The 17,347-nt window shown below is 64.8% G+C and carries 14 protein-coding genes; 10 read left to right on the forward strand and 4 right to left on the reverse strand.

The genetic code is table 11. From position 1 onward, the window contains the following. Positions 1-5: 5 nt before the first annotated feature. From QZZ02_RS09500 to QZZ02_RS09515, 4 genes are all read right to left on the reverse strand, one after another. Complete coding sequence (locus tag QZZ02_RS09500; protein ID WP_291843945.1) at positions 6-854, reverse strand: TIGR02186 family protein; 849 nt, start codon at positions 852-854, stop codon at positions 6-8. A 1-nt stretch (position 855) separates the two neighbouring features. Continuing rightward, positions 856-1,791, reverse strand: a complete 936-nt coding sequence (locus QZZ02_RS09505) for a sulfite exporter TauE/SafE family protein (protein ID WP_291843946.1) — start codon at positions 1,789-1,791, stop codon at positions 856-858. Between the two features lie 6 nt (positions 1,792-1,797). Next, a complete protein-coding gene (locus QZZ02_RS09510) occupies positions 1,798-4,929 on the reverse strand; it encodes a peptidoglycan-binding protein (RefSeq protein WP_291843947.1) in 3,132 nt (1,043 codons plus the stop codon). A 284-nt stretch (positions 4,930-5,213) separates the two neighbouring features. Beyond that, complete coding sequence (locus QZZ02_RS09515; RefSeq protein ID WP_291843949.1) at positions 5,214-6,854, reverse strand: hypothetical protein; 1,641 nt, start codon at positions 6,852-6,854, stop codon at positions 5,214-5,216. A 313-nt stretch (positions 6,855-7,167) separates the two neighbouring features. Between QZZ02_RS09515 and QZZ02_RS09520 the strand changes: the two genes are divergently transcribed. From QZZ02_RS09520 to QZZ02_RS09565, 10 genes are all read left to right on the forward strand, one after another. Further along, positions 7,168-7,650: a MerR family DNA-binding transcriptional regulator gene (locus tag QZZ02_RS09520; protein ID WP_291843950.1), complete on the forward strand. Its 483-nt coding sequence runs from the start codon at positions 7,168-7,170 to the stop codon at positions 7,648-7,650. A 70-nt stretch (positions 7,651-7,720) separates the two neighbouring features. Further along, positions 7,721-9,511 carry an acyl-CoA dehydrogenase C-terminal domain-containing protein gene (locus tag QZZ02_RS09525; protein WP_291843951.1) on the forward strand — a complete coding sequence of 597 codons (1,791 nt, stop codon included), beginning with the start codon at positions 7,721-7,723 and terminating at the stop codon, positions 9,509-9,511. Positions 9,512-9,646: 135 nt separating this feature from the next. Beyond that, positions 9,647-10,813, forward strand: coding sequence for an acyl-CoA dehydrogenase family protein (locus QZZ02_RS09530; protein WP_291843952.1), 1,167 nt, complete (start codon positions 9,647-9,649; stop codon positions 10,811-10,813). 3 nt (positions 10,814-10,816) lie between these two features. Next, positions 10,817-11,302 (forward strand): hypothetical protein, encoded by a 486-nt coding sequence (locus QZZ02_RS09535; protein ID WP_291843953.1) that lies wholly within the window; start codon positions 10,817-10,819, stop codon positions 11,300-11,302. 37 nt (positions 11,303-11,339) lie between these two features. Further along, entirely contained in the window at positions 11,340-11,945 is a 606-nt protein-coding gene (locus tag QZZ02_RS09540; protein ID WP_291843954.1) for an FMN-binding negative transcriptional regulator, read from the forward strand. Continuing rightward, positions 11,938-12,513: an endonuclease domain-containing protein gene (locus QZZ02_RS09545; protein ID WP_291843955.1), complete on the forward strand. Its 576-nt coding sequence runs from the start codon at positions 11,938-11,940 to the stop codon at positions 12,511-12,513. The genes QZZ02_RS09540 and QZZ02_RS09545 overlap by 8 nt, the downstream gene beginning before the upstream one ends. 2 nt (positions 12,514-12,515) lie before the next feature. Beyond that, positions 12,516-13,721: an acetyl-CoA C-acetyltransferase gene (locus tag QZZ02_RS09550; protein ID WP_291843956.1), complete on the forward strand. Its 1,206-nt coding sequence runs from the start codon at positions 12,516-12,518 to the stop codon at positions 13,719-13,721. Positions 13,722-13,725: 4 nt separating this feature from the next. Next, entirely contained in the window at positions 13,726-13,971 is a 246-nt protein-coding gene (locus QZZ02_RS09555; protein WP_291843957.1) for a hypothetical protein, read from the forward strand. Next, positions 13,968-16,184, forward strand: coding sequence for a 3-hydroxyacyl-CoA dehydrogenase NAD-binding domain-containing protein (locus tag QZZ02_RS09560; RefSeq protein ID WP_291843959.1), 2,217 nt, complete (start codon positions 13,968-13,970; stop codon positions 16,182-16,184). Before QZZ02_RS09555 ends, QZZ02_RS09560 begins: the two co-directional genes overlap by 4 nt. Before the next feature lie 937 nt (positions 16,185-17,121). After that, positions 17,122-17,346 carry a hypothetical protein gene (locus tag QZZ02_RS09565; RefSeq protein ID WP_291843960.1) on the forward strand — a complete coding sequence of 75 codons (225 nt, stop codon included), beginning with the start codon at positions 17,122-17,124 and terminating at the stop codon, positions 17,344-17,346. Position 17,347 lies beyond the last annotated feature (1 nt).

The following is a 17,347-nucleotide window of genomic DNA, read 5'->3' on the forward strand; positions in this document are numbered from 1 at the left end:
AGGGGTCAGCGCCGGTTGAAGGCGAGATTGGCGAGATAGCCGGCCAGCATGGCCATCAACACGCAAAACAGGCCGTAAATCGTCGGCAGATCATGCGCGAACTCGTAGAAGAAGCGCTCGATACCGGCCTTTTCCACGCGCAGGCTGGCCGAACGGCTGGCAATCGGACGACCGTCGCGGAAGAGATAGACCTCGGCCACGTAATTGCCGACCGGGGTCAGAGGCGGCAGGGCGATTGTCGCCCGGAACAGGCCGCCATCCAGGATTTCCACGCCGCGCTGGGCCTCGGCAAAGACGTTGTCGCGACGCCCGGCACGGGCGATGGCCGCCAGATAGTCGGCGACCGCGTCACGCCGGATCAGGGGCGGGACGTCAGCGCCGTCGGGGGCTGCGGCCGGTTGCTCGATCACGGGGGTCTCGGCAGTGAGAGTTGAGGCGCTCAACAGCCAGCTGGGCTCCATCGCGGTTGCATTGGCCTCCAGCATCGCCTGCAGGCCGATGCCGCTGCGCTCCAGTTCCGCCGGGCCCGCGATTGTCTCCAGCGGCAGCGATGTCGCGATCGCGTAATAGCTCGGCACATCGTCAAACTCGAGTGGCGACGCATTGACCCAGATGCCGAAACTCCGTCGCTTCTGCATAACCCGCAGATCGCGGCCCGGTCCGCGCAGCACGACAACGATCTCGTCCTGGATCGTCAGGCCCCGCGTCGCGCCGTAAAGGACCAGCTCTGCGCCATCGAAATCCTCGCGGATCTCGACGGTTTCCTGGGTCAGGGCGGCGACAATGCCCGGGGCTTCGGTCGCGATCTGCGGCTGGCCCTGAAGGGTCAGGGCGAGAGCGAGGCTGGCGATCATCTCAGAACCCCTCCCCGGCACCGCGCGGCAGGATCACGAAGAGATCGGACGGCGTGACCACCAGGTCCCAGCCCATTTTGAGGCAGACGGCGAGCACGAGCGCGGCGAGCAGGGCCCGCAATTCCTCGGCCTTCACATTGCGGCCGGCCCGGGCGCCGAACTGGGCCCCGATCACGCCGCCAACGGTCAGCAGGAGGGCGAGCAGAATGTCGACGGTCTGGTTCTGGGCCGCCTGCAGGAAGGTGGTCAGGGCGGTCACGAACAGGATCTGGAAGAGCGAGGTGCCGACCACGACATTGGTCGGCATGCGCAGCATGTAGATCATGGCCGGCACCATGATGAAGCCCCCGGCCACGCCCATGATGGCGACCAGCGTGCCGACGAACAGTCCGATGGCGAGCGGCGGCAGGACGGAAATGTAGAGGCCGGACGCGGGAAAGCGCATTTTCAGCGGCAGGCGGTCAATCCAGCCGCGCTTGCGCAAGGGCCGCCTCGCGGCAGATTTGTCCGGATTGGCGTTGCGCAAGATGGAGCGCACGCTTTCGACCATCATCAAACCGCCAACGACGCCGAGAAAGCCGACATAACTCAGGGAGATGATGAGGTCGATCTGGCCGAGCCCGCGCAGCAGGGCAAACAATTGCACGCCGGCTATCGAGCCGACGGAGCCGCCGATGAGCAGCAGCACGCCCATCTTTATATCCAGCGTCTTGCGGCGCCAGTGCGGGAACACGCCGGAGACCGAGGATGCGACGATCTGGTTGGCCCCGGTCGAGACGGCGACGGCCGGCGGAACGCCGATGAAGATCAGTAGCGGTGTCATCAGGAAACCGCCGCCGACCCCGAACATGCCGGACAGGAAGCCGACGCCGAGGCCCAATCCGAGCAAAACAAAGATATTGACTGAGATTTCCGCGATCGGGAGGTAGATCTGCACCGCCGATCAGCCCGCCGCCGCACGCTCGAGCCGTTCAACGAGAACGGTATCGACGCGTCCGGTGCGGGGCAGGCCCTGGTCAGCCTCGAAATCCATGATGGCGTCGCGGGTCCGGTCGCCGATCTGGCCGTCGATCGGTCCCGGTCCGTAACCGAGCACCGACAGGAAACCCTGGGCGCGGCGCACAAGGGCCATGTCGGTTGTGGCGACACGCTCCCAGGGGAGGTTGCCGTAAATGCCGTTGGCCTCGCCATCAATCGGGCGCGGCGTGAAGCCGGCTGCGGTGGTCCGCGCGGCCTCCAGAGCTTCAGGCGTGATCATTTCCGCCAGGGTGGCGGCGCGCTCGGATGCTGTCGGGTCGGTCTCGCTGGCGGCAATGGTGAACCAGGCATAGGCGTCCGGCAGGCTCAGCGGCACACCGTCACCGGTCTCGTAGAGCAAGGCCAGATTGAACTGGGAATCGCGCAGACCGAGCAGGGCCGCCTCCTGGAACCAGCGTGCAGCCATCTCCATGTTCTGGGCGGCACCGGTACCATAGTAGTACATCACGCCGAGATTGTGCATGGCCCGGCGATGGCCGGCATTGGCGGCGCGCTCGGTCCAGCGGCGCGCGTCCTCGAGATTGATCTCGACGCCCTCGCCGGTTTCCAGCAGCTTGCCATAGCGGTATTGCGCGGCGGGCACGCCCTGTTCGGCGGCGCGGCGCAGCAGGATGGCGGCTGTCGCGGCATCGCCGTTTTCCAGCGAGCGTACGCCGAGCTGATAGCGCGCGACCGGATTGCCTTCGGCGGCCGCGCTTTCAAGCGTGGTGCGCCCGGGCTGATTGGTGGTGTCGGGTCCGGCAGCCCTGTTTGGCGCCGGTGTCGGCGCGGCCGTGCTTTCCATGCTCGCGGGCAGGCTCATGCCGCTTGAGTCAGCGACCTGGTTGGCCGGAGCGCGTGTCTGGGCAGTCGGCACATCAGTTGCTTGTGCGTCGGGCGCCCTTGTCTCGGCGCCTCGGGCTTGTGGCGCGGGTGTTTCCTCGACAGCCGCCGGTTCCGGCCGAGCCGCGGCCGGCGCCGCGTCAGCGCTGGCGCCGCGCTCATTGCCCGACAGGTCGGCCTCGACCTGGGCTATGAAGCTGCGTTCGGCGGCGGCTTCGGCGGCGACACGCTGGCCATCACCTTGCCAGGCTTCCCAGATCAGAAGCGCACCGGCACCGGACAGCATGATGAGCGCGATTACCGGCAGGGTATAAAGCAAAGTGCGACCGAAGCCGGATTGTGGCCCGCTGCGCTGCTCGCCGTGTTCGGCGATGTAGCCGGGCATGCCGGCCCGGGTGCGCTCGCGCGCCGCGGCCAGGAAATCTGCGTCCGCGGTGGCTCCCATCCGCTGGGGGCGGGCGGGTTGTGCCGGCGGTTGTACCGGGCCGCGCGCCTGGCTCGGAGCGGCCGGGGCCTGATTGACCGGCATCGGGGCCTGCGTCAGGGCCGCCTGGCTCGGAGCGGGTCGGGCTGGCTGCTCGCGCAGGATCGGGGTCGCAGCAGGCTTGCCGGCGAGCGGCGCTGCGTGGGCGGCCTCGGCGAGGAAAGGGTCGTCGCCATCCATGTCGAAACCACCATTCGGGGTTTCAGCCTGTGGTGGCGGTGCCAGCGGCGTGTCGAAATCAATCTCGTCAGCCGCTGCCGTTTCTGGGTCGGGCGCAGGATCGGAGCTTGTCGCGGGTTCTGCGGGCCTGCCGCGGCCCTCGATGGCCTCGAGGCGGTCGGCAAGGGCAGACATGGCGCGCTGGACTGGCGAGAGGGCCTGTTCGGTCTCGGCCCGAACCGCGCTCATGCGATCCTTGACGCCGGACAGGGCGTCCTCGATGCGCTGGGCCGTGCGTTCCTCGGACTGGCGCAGCCGGTCATCCAGATTGTCCTCGCGACCGGACTGTTCCAGCCGGTCCATCATCTGGGCCATGCGGTCGGTTGCGGTCTCGACAATGGCAGCCGAGCGTTCCTCCGATTTGACGATGCGATCACCGAGGGCCCGGCCGAGGCGGGTGACCTCCTCGCCCATGCGCTTCATGGAGTCCTTTTGTTCCTGGCGGACTTCATCGAGACGGCGGTCGAGCTTCTGTTCGGACTGGCTTTCGCGCAGGGCGTCGGTCGAGCGGCGCTCGCTTTCGGTGAGGCGTCGGTCAATGGCGCCGGCCAGCTTGGTGATCTCTTCACCGAGGCGGGCCATGTTGTCGCCCTGGCGACGTTCAGCGGTATCGATCCGGTCGAGCGCCTTGGCCAGCGCGTCTTCCAGCCGGTCGACGCGCGGTTCGGCGGCGGCCTTGTTGAGAGCCTGGCTGACCTGGTTGCGGGTCTCGGCGATGGTCCGGGCGACATCATCGGTGAGGCGCTCGAAGCGGCGCTCCAGCTCGACTGTATCGGACGAATTGCGGGTTTCCAGCTGGCGCAGACGGTCATCGAGGCGTGTAAAGGACGTCTCGAGCAGGCGAGCTGCGTCATTCGTGACGCGCTCGGAGCCTTCAATGCGTGCCTTGAGCATTTCGGTGGACGTGTGCAGTCCGTTCAGTGTCTCGGAGGTCCGGTCCTCGCGCGTCTTGGCAAGACCGGCGAAGTCCTCGGCACGGTTTTCCAGACGGGCGAGGCGCTCTTCCAGGCTTTCAGCCAGGCGTTTGGTGTCGTCACCCACTTCGTGGACGCGGGCCGCGGTGTCGTTCTCGTGTTCATAGAGCCGGCGGGCCAGCTTCATGATCGTGGTCTCGACCGCTTTCACCGTGTCCGGCGAAGCGCCCGTGCCGCCACCGGTTTCCAGCGAGCGCACGCGGTCGCCGAGTGCGTCCTGGCTCTTCTTGACGCGGTCGAGGCTGTCGCGGGCCGTCGCCAGTTCGGACTGGGTGCGGTCGGCGGTCTTGGTGATTTTTTCGGCAAGCTGGGTGATCGCCTTGTCGATGCCGCCTAGGGTGCGGGCCGACATCTGTTCGCTGCTGTCGACGCGCTCGGACAGGCGATTGACCATGGCGCGCAGCAACTTGTCCTCGTCTTCGCTCAGCGATTGCTGGCCACCAAAGCCGGGGAAGGCTTCCAGCGCATCATCCCAGTGCGGGGAGGATGGGTCATTGTCTTCCAGGATGACGCGATTGAGCCATTCGCCGAGGGTCATGCCCTCCTTGCGCGCGGCCGTCTTGGCTCTCGCCCGGGCGCGGGGATCAATCCCTTTCACGCTCCAAGGGTTACCCATAGACGACATTTGATTCGCTCACTCAGCCAAACCTGCGGAAGGCTATTCCGTGGTTAATATTGTGTAAACCAAGGGTGGAGGCCCAATATGTAGTGTTTCCACACCTAATCTCAGGCCGGCACGCAAAGGCGCGAAAACCTGAGTCTGAACAAGGCTCTGACTCGGTTAATGCGGGGTAAAATGTGTGGATAAGTCGGCGTTCCGACTCAGTTTTCGAGCGGCCGGGGTGACGGGTCCCGATCCGCTTCCGCGTCAGGGTCTGGCCGGGTCTCCGGCGGCTCCGACAGGAAGAATCCCGGTGCAAGCGTCTGCAACTGCTCGCTCATTGCCACCGCCTCACGGGCCGGTGGCAGGCTTTGCGAGGCCGGCAGGGCGCGGGCAATGTCAAACAGCAACCAGGCTGTCTCGACATCGCCCTGGCTCGCGACGAAGCGACCGCCATGCCAGAACGCCATCGGTGCATAGGGATCGTCGATCGCGGCGGCGGCAAACAGGGCCGGCAGGTTGAGGTCCGCCATGGCATCGGGCTGGGTGGTTCGAAGCGCTGCCAGGGCCTGGGCAGCAAGCAGGTTGGCAGCGCCACCCTCCAGCCCGTCGCGGTGGAAATGGTCGCGCAAAGCCGAGATGGCCGCGGCCCGATCGCCCTGCATCTGGCTGATGCCGCTCATCAGCGATTCGAAGGTGGTATTGCCGATGCCCGAAGCCGTGACCTGGCTCATCCGGCTGCAGACCGGCGAGGGCGTGTCGGCGCGGCACGGGCCCTGATGGTGCGAAATCTGGTAGAGGGCGAGATAGGCGCCGGACGGGTCGGCGCGGCGCTGCGCCGCGTCGGCTGCGGCGAGGAAGTCGGCCTCGACAGGCGCCGCGGACGGGCGGGCGGCGGCATCAAGGCCGGCCTGGAGCAGGCGGCGCACGGCGGGATCGTCGATCTGGTAGCTGTCGGCGCGGGCCGGCGGCAGGCCTTCGGGCCAGGGAAAGGCGGCTTCGTCCGCATGCTCGCTGAGCCGGGTCCAGGTCTCGCGACGTCCGTCAGGGCTGGACGGGCTGAAGACCAGGAAGCTGAATTCGGCCGGAATGCCGCCCTCATCAACCAGGGTGGCCAGCGCGTCGGTATGGACCGGGACGGAATGCTGCAGCCAGGCCCGGAACAGCGCGGCCGGACGACCCGCCCCGAACCCGTCATCGGTGTGGCTGAAGACCGGCGAGCCTTCGGCGTCGCGGCGGACTTCGGTGACGCCGTCCTCGCTGACTGTCGAGACCAGTTCGGCGGCGGCGAGGCGGACGCCCATGGCGGCCTCGATCCAGAACCGGTCAAAGGCCGTACCGCCCGGACCGGTGATCTGTTCCAGTGTGCCGCCCTCGGTGTAGTAGGCAAAAGTATTCATCTGGCGATGGATGTGGGCGACGAAGGGCTCGTTGCGCATGACCGGGCCGTCAAGCGCCGGGACCCGGGTCAGGGTGCGCCGGGTCAGGAAATCCTGGATGACCCGCTCGCTCTCGCCGGTCTCGGTGACATAGCCGTCGCCGATCACGATCTCGCGCTGCTCCCTGCCCAGCTCGCTGCCGTCAAGCGCGGTCCGTGTGATCTGCCAGCGCGTCCGCAAGACCTGCTCATCCGTGCCGGTGCGCAGGGCGAGATAGGCGTCGCGATCAAGGTGCGGGCCAATGACCATATAGGCCTCTGCCGAGCGATCGAGTGGCGGCTGGTCCGGCGTCGGATCGGGCGTTCCGGCCGGCTGGGCGAGAATGGAGAAGCCGGGATCAGGTTCTCCCGCCTGCGTCATCGCGTGAGCAGGCAGGCCGAATAGGGCCAGGGCGAGGGCGGGCAAAACAAGGAAACGCAACATGAGCCGGACTGTGCCGTGTCGGCCGGGACAAGGAAAGGGGGCAAAGGCGGTGTGGGGGCTGGGCGGAGACTTTCCTCCCCACGTCGTGGGGAGGTGGATCGCCCGGCAGGGCGAGACGGAGGGGTCGGCCTAGCCGATGGCGGCCCCTCGGCGCTGACGCGCCGCCCCATCGACCCGATGCTGCGCATCGGCCCACATCCCCATGGGATGGGGAAGAAAGTGATCGCGTGCCCGGCCGGCGTGAGGGGCAATCGTCCGATTGTCACATATTTGACGTTGACGTTCGCGTCACTTCGTGAACACCATTCACCCCATGATCAAGCCTGTCGCTCCCGATAGTGAATTCACCATTCGCGAACTCGCCCGTGAGTTCGACATCACGCCGCGCACCCTGCGCTTTTACGAGCAGAAGGGGATGATCCATCCCCTGCGTCGCGGCGCCGCCCGGGTCTATTCCGCCGAGGACCGGGCCCGGATCGAGCTGATCCTGCGTGGCAAGCGGGTCGGTTTCGCGCTCGACGAGATCAAGGAAATTCTCGACCTGCAGGCGATTGACCGGGGCGGCCGTGAACGGCTCGAGCCGGCGATCAAGCGGTTCGAGCACCGCATCACCGTGCTGCAGCAGCAGCGCGAGGATGTGGCGCGCGCCCTGGCCGAGCTCGAGGCCGGGCTCGACTGGATGCGCGAGCGTCTGGAAGACCGCACCCCGCCGGACGATGTCCGCCGCCGCGCCCGCGCCTTCGAGGCCCTGGCCAATGCCCATCTGGAAGACTGGAGCGGCCTGTCACCGGGCTGACCCGGTGACGCCGCCCTGACCGCAACACCCGCAATTACAACAATTCACACCCGCTCCCCGGAGACCCATCATGACCACACCGTATCGCGCCCCGGTTCGTGACCAGCGTTTTGTCCTGCATGACGTGCTCAACATTGCCCAGTATGGCGATCTGCCCGGTTTCGCCGATGCCGATGCCGACACGGTAGATGCCATCCTCGAGGAAGGCGCGAAATTCTGTGAGGGCGTGCTGGCCCCGATCTCCAAGATCGGTGATGAGGAAGGCTGTACGCGGGACGCGGACGGCAATGTCAAGACGCCGACCGGCTGGAAGGACGCGTTCAAGCAGATGGCCGAAGGTGGCTGGACGGCGCTGTCGTCCGATCCGGAATATGGCGGCCAGGGCCTGCCGCATGTTCTCAACCTCGCCTTCAACGAGATGGTCTCCTCGGCCAATATGGCGTTTGGCATGTATCCGGGCCTGACCCTGGGCGCCGCCGCCGCGCTGGCGACCGGCGGCTCGGACGAGCAGAAGGCGCTCTACCTGCCCAAGATGATTTCCTGCCAGTGGGGCGGGACGATGAATCTGACCGAGCCGCATTGCGGCACCGATCTGGGTCTTCTGCGCACCAAGGCCGTGCCGCAGGCGGACGGCTCCTACAAGATCACCGGCCAGAAGATCTGGATCTCCTCCGGCGAACACGACATGGCCGAGAATATCATCCACCTCGTCCTGGCGCGCATCGAAGGCGCGCCGGACGGCGTGAAGGGCATCTCGCTCTTCGTCGTGCCCAAGCACATTCCCGATGCCGATGGCAATCCGGGGGAGCGCAATTCGCTCAAATGCGGCGGCCTGGAACACAAGATGGGCATTCACGGCAATGCCACCTGCGTCATGGATTATGACGAGGCGACCGGCTGGCTGGTCGGCGAAGAGAACAAGGGCCTCAAGATCATGTTCATCATGATGAATGAGGCCCGCCTGGGCGTTGGCCTGCAGGGCTATGCCCTGGCCGAGGCCGCCTATCAGCAATCGCTCGGCTTTGCCAAAGACCGTCTCCAGGGCCGCTCCCTGACCGGACCAAAGAACCAGGACGGCCCGGCCGATCCGATCATCGTGCACCCGGATGTGCGCCGCATGCTGATGGACCAGAAGTCCTTCGTCGAAGCGGCCCGCTGCTTTGCCCTGTGGACCGCCCTTCAGGGTGATCTCGAGGAGAAGGCCTCCGATCCGACCATGCGCGAGAAGGCCGGCGACTACATGGCGCTGCTGACCCCGATCGTGAAGGGTTATCTGACCGGAAAGGGCTATGACATGGTCTCCTCCGGCCTGCAGATCCATGGCGGGTCCGGCTTCACCGAGGAGTGGGGCGCATCCCAGCTCCTGCGCGATGCCCGCATCACCCTGATCTATGAAGGCACCAACGGCATCCAGGCGCTCGACCTCGTGGGCCGCAAGCTGGCGATGAACGGCATGCGCCCGATCACCAGCTTCTTTGCCGAGCTCGATGCGTTCGTGGCCGAGGGCGGCAATGACCAGACCCAGCCCTTCGTGAACGCGGTGGCCGAGACCAAGGCCAGGCTCAAGCAGGCCACCGACTGGCTGATGAATAACGCGCTGAAGAATTTCGACCATGCCGGCGCCGGCAGCCACGACTATCTCAGCCTCTTCGGCCTGGCCTGCCTCACTTATATGTGGGCCAAGATGGCCAAGGTCGCCTCGGCCAAGATCGCCGCTGGCGAGACCGATCCGATCTATGCCAACAAGCTGAAGACCGGCCAGTATTTCCTCGACCGCTGGGTCCCGGAAGCGGCCATGCACCTGGCCAAGGTCGAGGCCGGTGCCGACTCGATGATGGCGCTGGAAGCCGACGCCTTCTAGGCGCAGACTGACGAGAAATCGGCGGGACCGGTCCGGCAAGAGAGACCGGCCCGCCACACCATTCCGGTTGATAAGGGGCGAGGATCGACACGTGGTCCGGCCCGTCACACAAGAACCGTCTGGGGAGGACGTTTCATGTTTCAGGATCCACTCAATATACCCCGTCCGGCCTTTCTCGAACGCGAGGATGTCCGGATGTTCGAGGACACCGTCCGCGCCTTCATGGCCAAGGAATGCGTGCCCAATGCCGAACGCTGGGAAGCGCAGGGCATGGTCGATCGCGAGATCTGGACCAAGGCCGGCGAGGCGGGGATATTGTGCCCGTCCGTGCCCGAGGAATATGGCGGAGCCGGCGGTGATTGGGGCCATGAATACGTCTTCCACACCGCAGGCGCCGAAATCGGCGCCGCCGGCTGGGGTGTCGGCCTGCACAATTCCATCATCGCGCCCTATGTCACCCATTACGGCTCGGAAGAGCAGAAGAAGTCCGTCCTGCCGCGGATGATTTCCGGCGAGCTGATCGGCGCCATCGCCATGTCCGAACCGGGCACGGGCTCGGACCTGCAGAGCGTCAAGACGACGGCGATCAAGGACGGCAATGGCTATCGCATCAATGGCCAGAAAACCTTCATCACCAATGGCGGCTCGGCCAATTTCATCATCGTCGTCGCCAAGACGGATCCGTCCAAGGGCTTTGACGGCGTCTCCCTCTTGATGGTCGAGACCGACAAGGTCGAGGGCTTCCGTCGCGGGCGCCTGCTCGACAAGGTCGGCATGAAGGCCCAGGACACGGCCGAGCTCTTCTTCGAGGATGTCTGGGTGCCGGCCGATGCGCTCTTGGGTCAGGAAGAGGGCCAGGGCTTCATCCAGCTGATGCAGCAATTGCCCCAGGAACGCCTGCAGATCGCCGTCCAGGGCGTCGGCGCCATGAAACGCGCCCTCTTCGAGACGATCAACTACACCAAGGAGCGCGAGGCGTTTGGCCGTCCGATCCTGAAATTCCAGAACACCCAGTTCAAGCTCGCCGAGTGCAAGACCAAGGCGACCCTGGCCGAGGTCTTCACCCATCACTGCTCGGAACGCCTGATGAAGGGCGAACTCGACGCCGCCACCGCCTCGATGGCCAAATACTGGGTCTCCGAAGCCCAGAATGAAGTCATGGACGAATGCGTCCAGCTGCATGGCGGCTATGGCTATATGCGCGAATACCCCATTGCGAAAATGTGGACCGACAGCCGCGTCCAGCGCATCTATGGCGGGACGAACGAGATCATGAAGCTGCTGATCGCGAGGACGCTGTAGGGAATGACCGCCGCGCGCGACAACTCCACCCGTTCCCTCCTCATCGCCGCGATCGCTGGCGGTGCGGGCGCCTATGCGGCCGGCGTTTCCGCGTCGATGATTTGGTTGAGTGTGGAGTTGGCGTCGGGGTTTTTCCCCTTTCACCCGCTCAGCGGGGGATTGGTGATCGGGCTTGTCGCGGCGACCTGTTTTGCCATTTGGCTTGGCTGGTTCTTGCGCGAATGGCGGCTCGCTCTCTGGGCGGCGGCTGGCCATGTCGCCATGCAGTTCGGCCCCTGGCTCCTGTCGTCGCTGGTTTATGCCGTGCTGGGCGGTGCCGATCCGCTCGCCCATGCCAGTTTGGGCGATGGATTGCCGTGGCCGCTGATCGGGTTCACCGTGGTGGTTTGTGCGGGCTTTCCGCTGGGCGTCTGGATCAGGTCCGGCGGGCCAAGCGTGGCCTTTGATGCTGTGCGTGCGTCACGCAAATGGCCGGGAGGTCGCTCATGACTGACATCCGCCGCTTCGTTTCCGGGGTGCCCGCCTGATGTACACGCCCACACATTTCCGGATGGAAGACGAGAGCGAGATGCGGGCGGTGATGCGTTCGTATGATTTCGGTCTGCTGCTGATTCCGGGCGAGCCTGATCTGGCGGCCACGCATATCCCTTTCAAGCTGGCCGATGAGCGCCTGGTCCTGATCGGTCATGTCGCCATGGCCAATCCGGCCGCCGGGGCGATCAAGGCGGGCAGGGAGGCGATGGTCGTCTTCACCGGTCCGCACGCCTATATCTCGCCGACCTGGTATTCGCGGCCGCACGAGAATGTGCCGACCTGGAATTATGTCGCCGTGCACGCCTTTGGTACGCTGGTGCCGCTCGAGGGTGTCGAGGCCGAGCGGGCGCTTTCGTCGCAGATTGCGGACTTTGAAAGCGAGTGGCGCATTACCCAATTGGAAGAAAAGCGCCGCGCCATGCTGGAGCTGGCCATCCAGCCCTTCGAGTTCGAGATTGACCGCCTGGAGGGCAAGGCCAAGCTCTCCCAGAACAAGCCATTGGAGGAGCGTCTGCGCATCGCCCACGCCCTCAATGAACGCGGCGAACACGCCGTCGCCTACCACATGATCGAGGACGAGGCGGAAGAGGATGATTGATCTGGTCTATCCCCAGGCCCGGCCTTTCTGCCCCCGCTTGCGGGGGAAGTGGTTGAGCGTCAGCGAAACCGAAGGGGGCCGGCGGCGGGCACGCCGACGGTCGGTGCAGCTGCGCCAATCCATGACCGATGCCGAGCTCATCCTCTTGTCACGTCTGCGCAAGCGTCAAATCGAGGGGCAGCATTTCCGTCGTCAGCATCCGGTCGGCCCCTACATCACGGATTTCGCCTGCGTGGCTCTCAAACTCATCGTCGAGGTTGATGGAGACACGCATGGCAGCGACCGAGAAATCGCCCACGACACACGCCGGACCGCCTATCTCGAGCGCCAGGGCTGGACGGTGCTGCGGTGCTATAATGTCGACGTCTATCGCAATCTCGATGGCGTCATCACGCAAATCGGGGAGGCCGTGCATGAATTGGGTCAGCGCTCAATGACTGACACGCCGCTGCGCGGCGCCCCCTTCGACCCTCCGTCGCCAAGGCGCCGAAGGGCCACTTCCCCCGCAAGCGGGGGCAGAAATACCCAGTCGATAAAGGGAACCACCCCGCCAAGGGAAAGGAAGTGACCATGACAGAAGCTTATATCTTCGACGCCACGCGCACGCCGCGCGGCAAGAAAAAGAACGGGGCGCTCAACGAGATCACCGCGCTGCAGCTGGCCACCCAGCAGCTCGCCGCGATCCGTGACCGCAATAATCTCGACACTTCGCTCGTCGATGACGTGATCATGGGGGTCGTCTCGCCGGTCGGTGAGCAGGGCGCCAATATCGCGCGCTCGGCCGTGATCAATGCCAATTATGCCGAGACCACGGGCGGCTACCAGCTCAACCGTTTCTGCGCCTCGGGCCTGGAAGCGGTGAATGTCGCGGCCGCCAAGGTGATGTCCGGCGAGGCCGATTTTGCCATTGGCGGCGGCGTGGAAGCCATGTCGCGCGTGCCGATGGGCTCGGATGGCGGCGCCATGGGCGTCGACCCGGAGATTTCCTTCGACCATTACATCGTGCCGCAGGGCGTCTCGGCCGACCTCATTGCCACCAAGTACGGCTTCAGCCGCGACGATGTCGACGCCTATGCCGTGGAAAGCCAGAAGCGCGCCGCCCAGGCCTGGGCCGAGGGGCGTTTCGCCAAGTCGGTTGTCGCCGTGAAGGACCAGCTGGGCACCACCATTCTCGACCATGACGAGCATATGCGTCCGGGCACCGACATGCAGGGCCTCGGCTCGCTGAAATCGGCCTTCAAGGACATGTCCGACTTCGTCGGCTTCGAGGCCGTCGCCACCCAGCGCTACCCCGAGATCGAATATCTCAACTGGGTCCACACGGGCGGTAATTCCTCGGGCATCGTCGACGGTTCGGCCATGGTCCTGGTCGGCTCGAAAGAGGCGGGCGAGCGCGCCGGTCTCAAGCCGCGGGCGCGGATCCGTTCGATGGCCTCGATCGGGTCGGAGCCGACCATCATGCTGACCGGCCCGGTTCCGGTGACCGCCAAGGCGCTCAAAAAGGCCGGCATGGAAGCGGGCGATATCGACCTGTGGGAGCTCAACGAGGCCTTTGCTGCCGTCGTACTGCGCCTGATGCAGGCCTATGACATCGACCATTCCAAGATGAATGTGAATGGCGGCGCCATCGCCATGGGTCACCCGCTGGGCGCCACCGGCGCGATGATCCTGGGCACCGTCCTCGACGAGCTGGAGCGCACGGGCAAGCAAACCGCCCTGACCACGCTCTGCGTCGGCGGCGGCATGGGCACGGCCACCATCATCGAGCGGGTCTAGGTCCATGTACTGGCGCCGAATTCAGGAAATCAGCTTTGGCAAACTGGCCGTCATGCCCGTCATCGCCGGGCTGGTTGGTTATACGATGGGCTTCATCCTGTCGCGTGATGCGGGAGAGGCTCTCATCTGGAGCCTGCCCGTATTCCTGGGTTTTGCGCTGGGCTGCGCCCTGATCTCACTCATCAAAGTCTTTCGAACCAGAAACGGAGCCGGAACCCGAGTTTCGGCCGACCTGGAGAAATCACAATGACCCTGAAAAACTTCACACTCGAAATCGATGCCGACGGCATTGCCCTCGTTACCTTCGACAGCCCGGGCAAGTCGATGAATGTCATCTCGGCCGAGGTCATGGATGACTTCGACGCGCTGACCGACACGATCATCTCCGACGACGCCATCAAGGGCGTGGTCATCACCTCCGGCAAGAAAGCCTTCTGTGCCGGCGCCGACCTGTCGGAACTGGGCAGCTCCTCGAGCGAACTGGCCAAGCTGCCGGAAGAGGAGATGAAGACGAAGCTGTTCGAGCAATGCTTCCGTCTCAACAAGACCTTCCGCGCCCTGGAAACCTGCGGCAAGCCGATCGCTGCGGCGGTCAATGGCCTCGCCCTGGGCGGTGGCTTCGAGATTGCCCTGGCCTGCCATTACCGCGTCATGCCGTCGGACAATCCCTCCGCCAAGCTCGGCCTGCCGGAAGCCATGGTCGGCGTCCTGCCGGGCGGTGGCGGCACCCAGCGCCTGCCACGCCTGGTCGGCATCATGAATGCCGCCCCGGTCCTCTTGCAGGGCCAGCAGCTCGACGCAGCCACGGCCCACGCCCAGGGCATTGTCGATGCCGTGGTGCCGGGGGCCGATCTGGTCGCGACCGCCAAACAGCTGGTCAAGGATGATCCGAAAGGCTCGAAACAGCCCTGGGATGGTGACAAGTTCAAATTCCCGGGCGGGGGTCCCTACCATCCCGCCGGCGCCCAGATGTTCGGCGCCGCCTCGCCGATGCTGCGCAAGACCACCTATGGCAACTACCCGGCCCAGCGTTACATCCTGTCCTGCGTCTATGAAGGCAGCCAGGTGACGATGGACGCCGCAATCCGCATCGAGAGCCGCTATTTCACCAAGCTTTTGCTGCGCCCGGAAAGCCGCAACATGATCCGCTCGATCTTCCTGTCCAAACAGGACCTAGACAAGGGCGGACGCCGTCCGGCCGGCCAGGAAAAGGGCGAGATCAAGAAGGTGGCCATTATCGGCGCCGGCTTCATGGGCGCGGGCATTGCGACGGTTTCGGCCCAGGTCGGGATCGAGATCGTGCTGATCGACGCCACCCAGGAAGGCGCCGACAAGGGCAAGAAGCATTGCACCGACCACTTCGCCAAGGGCGTCGCCCGCGGCAAGCTGAGCCAGGACAAGGCCGACAAGCTGGGCGCCCTGATCACGCCGACGACCGATTACACGCTGATCAAGGATGTCGACCTCGTGGTCGAGGCCGTGTTCGAGAATTCCGAACTCAAGGCCAAGATCACCAAGATGGCGGAAGATGAGATCGGCGAGACGGCCGTCTTCGGCTCCAACACCTCCTCCATCCCGATCACCTCGCTGGCCGAGGCCTCGACCCGTCCGGAGAATTTCATCGGCATCCACTTCTTCTCGCCGGTCGAGAAGATGAACCTGGTCGAGATCATCATGGGCGAGAAGACGGGCGATTATGCCCTCTCGCGCGCGATCGATTTCGTGACCAAGATCAAGAAGACGCCGATCGTGGTCTCCGACACGCGCGGCTTCTACGCCAATCGCTGCGTCATGCGCTATATCGGCGAGGGCATGAATCTCCTCGCCGAAGGCGTGAAGCCGGCCCTGATCGAGAATGCGGCGAAGATGGCCGGCATGCCGGTCGGACCCTTGTCGCTGCAGGACGAGGTGGCGCTGGATCTTGGCGTGAAGCTGATCAAGCAGACCAAGGCCGATCTGGGCGAGAATTACCAGCCGTCCAAGACCGAGCCGATCCTGTTCAAGATGGTCGAGGAGTATGAGCGTTTCGGTCGCAAGAACGCCAAGGGCTTCTACGATTACCCGGCCGAAAAGGGTCAGCCCAAGCGTCTCTGGCCGGAACTGGAGCAGTTCGCTCCGGGCGGCCAATATGCCGAAGACCAGCCGACGGCGGACGAGATCAAGGACCGCATCCTCTATGCCCAGGCGCTGGAAGCGGCGCGCTGCATGGAAGAGGAGATCGTCCATGATCCGCGCGAGGCCGATGTCGGCTCCATCCTCGGCTGGGGCTTTGCGCCCTATACCGGCGGTACGCTGTCCTACATCGACACCATCGGCGCCAAGGCCTTCGTGACCCGCGCCAAAGAGCTGGAAGCCGCCTATGGCGACCAGTTCAAGGTGCCGGCGCTTCTCGTCGAGATGGCCGAAAAGGGCGAGACCTTCTACGGCCGCTTCGGCGCTCCGGCGGCGGTTGCGGCGGAATAGTCCGCCTCACGCCTCACGGAGACTGCAAGAAACCGGCGCGGCACTGCCCGCGCCGGTTTTTTCTTGTCTGCGCCTGCGCTAATCAGGGCATGAAATCAGGCTGTTGAAAGTTTTCACCAGCTTATCCACGGAAAGTGGAAAGTTTTCCACCAAGTCCGGCGACTTGTCCACGAAATCGCATTTTCCGTGCGTTGCCGGCCCGGGGCCGGCCTGCTTTACTTCAATCATCGACAGCGACCGAAGTGGTCCGAAAGGACCAGGGATCGCCGGAGAGGTGGCTCCAAGGAGCAGGTTCGCAAGAACCGGTTCCACAAGGGCAGGCCGGAAGGAAAGGCCCGCAAGGGTTCCCGAATTCAGGTCAGGTTCCAAGGCAAGGGTCCGCAAGGACCGGCGCGGAGGGCTCACCGAACCGGAGGGACTGAACCGACCGCAAGGCCGGGGACCAGGGCGCCAAGATGCCAGCGCTGCCTCACCGCGGTGCTGCCCCGATCGAAAGAGAGGGGACGCGGATGGGAAAGGGGTCAAACCCGGAACCGGACGCAACACGGCCGCCCGCCTCCTTACCTCTTGCCAGGTCAGGGACGGGCGGTTGGTGCGTCTGGGTTAAGGTGCGCCGGCGAATTTCTAGGCGCATTGGCGCGTGGATTTCCTGCCTCGACCCCCGCACGCCGCTCCGGTGTTTTGTCCGATCAGTCTTTCGACGCGACCCGTCAGCCCCTATTTTTCCTCGGAAATCAGCGATTATTCCCGTTTCAGGCGAATATCCTATTCGTGCGATATTGCTACCATTCGCGTAAGGCGTTGAGACGCCGTCTGAAACACGCCTGGCGCGAAAGCTGAACAGGAAATTAATCAAATATGAGCTGCGTTCACCGGATCTGGCGCCAGAATGTGCGGCGTCGGGCAGGCCATGCCCGCAACTCTAGGCTGGACTGACATGAATATCCCCGGACTTGATCGCTGGCGAGTGAACGAATGGGCGGGCTATGCCCGGGCCATCGCGCTTGTCTGCTGGTCCGTGGCAGTCCTGATGACCGGAGCGATGGGCTGGTCGGCCTGGCGGGCCTTCGACAATGCGGCCGAAAGCGTCGATCGCGTGGTTGCCCGGCACGAGGCGGGCGTCGTTGCCAAGAGCCGGGACATCTTCATCGCTCGCCGCTAGA

It is taken from the genome of Maricaulis sp., from assembly GCF_015665295.1.
In the GTDB taxonomy this organism is placed as follows: domain Bacteria; phylum Pseudomonadota; class Alphaproteobacteria; order Caulobacterales; family Maricaulaceae; genus Maricaulis.